Origin of the sequence: Pseudoroseomonas cervicalis ATCC 49957 (genome assembly GCF_000164635.1) — a bacterium.
Classification (GTDB): domain Bacteria; phylum Pseudomonadota; class Alphaproteobacteria; order Acetobacterales; family Acetobacteraceae; genus Pseudoroseomonas; species Pseudoroseomonas cervicalis.
Genome location: NZ_GG770871.1, coordinates 1 through 3,155, shown reverse-complemented (window position 1 = coordinate 3,155; position 3,155 = coordinate 1). Strand labels below are relative to the sequence as shown.

Genomic DNA, 3,155 nt, shown 5'->3' with positions numbered 1-3,155 from the left:
AAGCTGTCACTGCCTTATCCAGCCGCGACGACCACCGCGTCAGCCCCAGCGCCAGCGCCACCAGCATCGCCCCCACGAAGGGCGTCGCCCCGAGGCCGAGCGGCGAGGCCACCACCTGCCCGCCGGTCCAGGCGCCCAGCGCGATACCCAGGTTGAACGCGGCGATGTTCAGCGCCGAGGCGACATCCACCGCTTCCGGCCGGTGCCGCCGCGCCAGCTGCACGACGTAGAGCTGCAAGCCCGGCACATTGGCGAAGGACAGGAAACCGAGTGCCGCGAGGGTGGCGAGCGCCAGGGCCGGGCTGGGTGCCGTCAGCGTCAGCAGCGCCAGCACCGCGGCCTGCAGCGCGAAGAGCCAGCTCAGCGCCCGCACCGGGTTGCGGTCGGCCAGCCGGCCGCCGGCCAGGTTCCCCGCCGCGATGGCCAGGCCGTAGAACACCAGGATCAGGCTGACACTGCCCTCGCCAAAGCCGCTGACCTGCTGCAGCAGCGGCGAGAGATAGGTGAAGGTGACGAAGGTGCCGCCATAGCCCAGCGCCGTCATGCCGAAGACCAGCAGCAGCCGGGCGCTGCCCAGCACCCGAAGCTGCTCGGCCAGCCGCGCCGGCGGCGCCTGGCGCAGCCGCGCGGGCAGCAGCAGCAGGATGGCCAGGAAGGCCACCAGCCCCAGCCCGGCCACCGCCCAGAAGGTGGCGCGCCAGCCGAAATTCTGGCCGATCCAGGTGCCGAGCGGCACGCCGGTGACGATCGCCACCGTCAGCCCCATGAACATCATGGCGATGGCCGAGGCGCGCCGGTCTTCCGGCACCAAATCGGCGGCGATGGTCGCCCCCACCGAGAAGAACACGCCATGCGCGAAGGCGGAGAGCACCCGCGCTGCCAGCAGGGTGGCATAGTCCGGCGCCAGGGCGGCGGCGCTGTTGCCGGCGACGAACAGCGCCATCAGCCCGAGCAGCAGCGCCTTGCGGCCGAGCCGCCCGGTCAGCGCCGTCAGCACCGGGGCGCCGAAGGTGACGCCCAGCGCATAGACGCTGACGATCAGCCCGGCGAGGGGAAGCGTGATATCGAGATCGGCCGCCACCGTGGGCAGCAGGCCGACGATGACGAATTCCGTCGTGCCGATCGCATAGGCCGCGACGGTCAGCGCGAAAATGGCCAGAGGCATGGGGGGATTCCCGCAGAAAGGGCCGCGAAGGGGCGGCCGCCCGTGTCACCGGCCGGTATGCCCCTGCCCTTTCCGCGCGATAACGCGGCATGATGCGCCAGGATCTGTGACTCCGATTCAAAGGTGACGCCGAATGGACAACCGCGCGGGAGAAATGCAGGCGGTGCTGCTGGCGGCCGATCTCGGCAGCTTCTCGGCCGCCGGGCGGCGGCTGGGGCTGACGCCCTCGGCGGTCAGCCGGCTGGTCTCGCGGCTGGAGGACCGGCTGGGCACGCCGCTGCTGCTGCGCTCCACCCGCGCCCTGCGGCCGACGGCGGAGGGCGAGGTCTACCTCGCCCGCGCCCGCCGCCTGCTGGCCGAGATCGAGGAGACCGAGCGCCTGGTCACCGCCGGCGCCCTGCCGCGCGGCCCGTTGCGGGTCAGCGCCACGGTGGGCTTCGGCACGCAATGCCTGGTGCCGCTGCTGCCGGAGTTCCTGGCGCGCTACCCGGGCATCACCCTCGACCTGTCGCTGAGCGACGGGCTGGTGGATCTGGTGGAGGAGCGCACCGACATCGCGCTGCGGGCCGGCGCGCTGCGCGATTCGGCGCTGAAGGCGCGGCTGGTGCTGCGCTCCCGCCGGGTGGTGGTGGCCGCGCCGGCCTATCTGGCGCGGCACGGCACGCCGCGGCTGCCGCAGGACATCGCCGCGCACAATTGCCTGGGCTTCAATTTCCGCCACCGCGCCGGCGGCTGGCCGTTCCGCGACCCGCAGACCGGGCGCCTCTCCACCGAGGCGACGCCGGGCAATCTCCGCGCCAACAACGGCCCGACGCTGCGGCAGCTCTGCCTGGCCGGGCTCGGCCTGGCGCGGCTGGCGCGCTTCCATGTCCAGGCCGAGATCGACGCCGGACGGCTGGTGCCGCTGCTGGAGGAGCACAATGCCGAGGATGTCGAGCTGATCCACGCCCTCTATGTCGGGCATGGGCATCTGGCCTCGCGCATCCGCGCCTTCATCGATTTCCTGGTCGAGCGCATGGGCGGCGGCGCCGAACTGCGCTGAACGGCCCTGGCAGCGCGGCATGGCCCTCCCATCTTCGGGTGGCGGGGGCGACCGGCCCTGCATCCCGCCCCCCGATCGGGTGTTAACCGGCCGGACCAAGGGAGATCACGCCATGACCACCCCTCTGATCGCGCGCCGCGGCGCCCTGTTCGCGGCCGGCTCGCTGCTGGCCGCCGGGCTGCTGCCGGGCCGCGTCTTCGCCCAGGCCGCCGCCCCGGCGCAGCCCAGCGGCCCCTTCACCCTGCCGGCCCTGCCCTATGCGGCGAATGCGCTGGAGCCGCATATCGATGCCGCCACCATGGAGCTGCACCATGGCCGGCACCACGCCGCCTATGTGAACAACCTCAACGCCGCGCTGCGCGACCATGGCCAGCTGGCCAGCCTGAAGCTGGAGGAGCTGCTGGCGAAGCTGGGTGAGGCGCCGGAGGCGGTGCGCACCACGCTGCGCAACAATGGCGGCGGCCATGCCAATCATTCGATGTTCTGGCAGATCATGGGCGGGCGCGGCGGCAACCCCTCGGGCGAGCTGGCCGAGGCGATCAACCGCGATCTCGGCGGCATGGAGAAGTTCCGCACCGATTTCAACGGCGCCGGCGCGCGGGTCTTCGGCTCCGGCTGGGTCTTCGTCACCGTGGACCGCGAGGGCAAGCTGGCGCTGAACAGCCGCCCCAACCAGGACACGCCGCTGATGGACGGGCAGCGCGTGCTGATGGGCAACGACGTGTGGGAGCACGCCTACTACCTGAAGTACAACAACCGCCGGCCGGAATACCTCGCCGCCTGGTGGAACGTGCTGGACTGGGCGAAGATCGGCGAGCGCTACGCCGCCGCCAAGGCCGGCACGCTGGGCGTCTGATCGGTCCGGGGCGCCGGGGCGTGATTCCCGGCGCCTCGCCGCATCGTGGCCCGGCCTGGCCACGCAGCCGGGCCGGAGCCCTGCCCTGCGCC

Annotated in this window: 3 protein-coding genes; 2 read left to right on the top strand and 1 reads right to left on the bottom strand. The window is 72.5% G+C overall.

Annotated features, from left to right (window positions below):
* The coding region (locus tag HMPREF0731_RS19845) for an MFS transporter (RefSeq protein WP_007006002.1) at window positions 1-1,165 on the bottom strand (1,165 nt) is incomplete at its 3' end.
* A gap of 133 nt (window positions 1,166-1,298) precedes the next feature.
* On the opposite strand from HMPREF0731_RS19845, the gene HMPREF0731_RS19840 reads away from it, so the two are divergent.
* Entirely contained in the window at window positions 1,299-2,207 is a 909-nt protein-coding gene (locus HMPREF0731_RS19840) for a LysR substrate-binding domain-containing protein (RefSeq protein WP_007006001.1), read from the top strand.
* A 112-nt stretch (window positions 2,208-2,319) separates the two neighbouring features.
* A complete protein-coding gene (locus HMPREF0731_RS19835; RefSeq protein ID WP_007006000.1) occupies window positions 2,320-3,063 on the top strand; it encodes a superoxide dismutase in 744 nt (247 codons plus the stop codon).
* Window positions 3,064-3,155: the final 92 nt, after the last annotated feature.

Coding starts and splice junctions, on each gene's coding strand:
- HMPREF0731_RS19840 (WP_007006001.1), top strand. CDS start 1,299: ATGGACAACCGCGCGGGAGAAATGCAGGCGGTGCTGCTGGCGGCCGAT.
- HMPREF0731_RS19835 (WP_007006000.1), top strand. CDS start 2,320: ATGACCACCCCTCTGATCGCGCGCCGCGGCGCCCTGTTCGCGGCCGGC.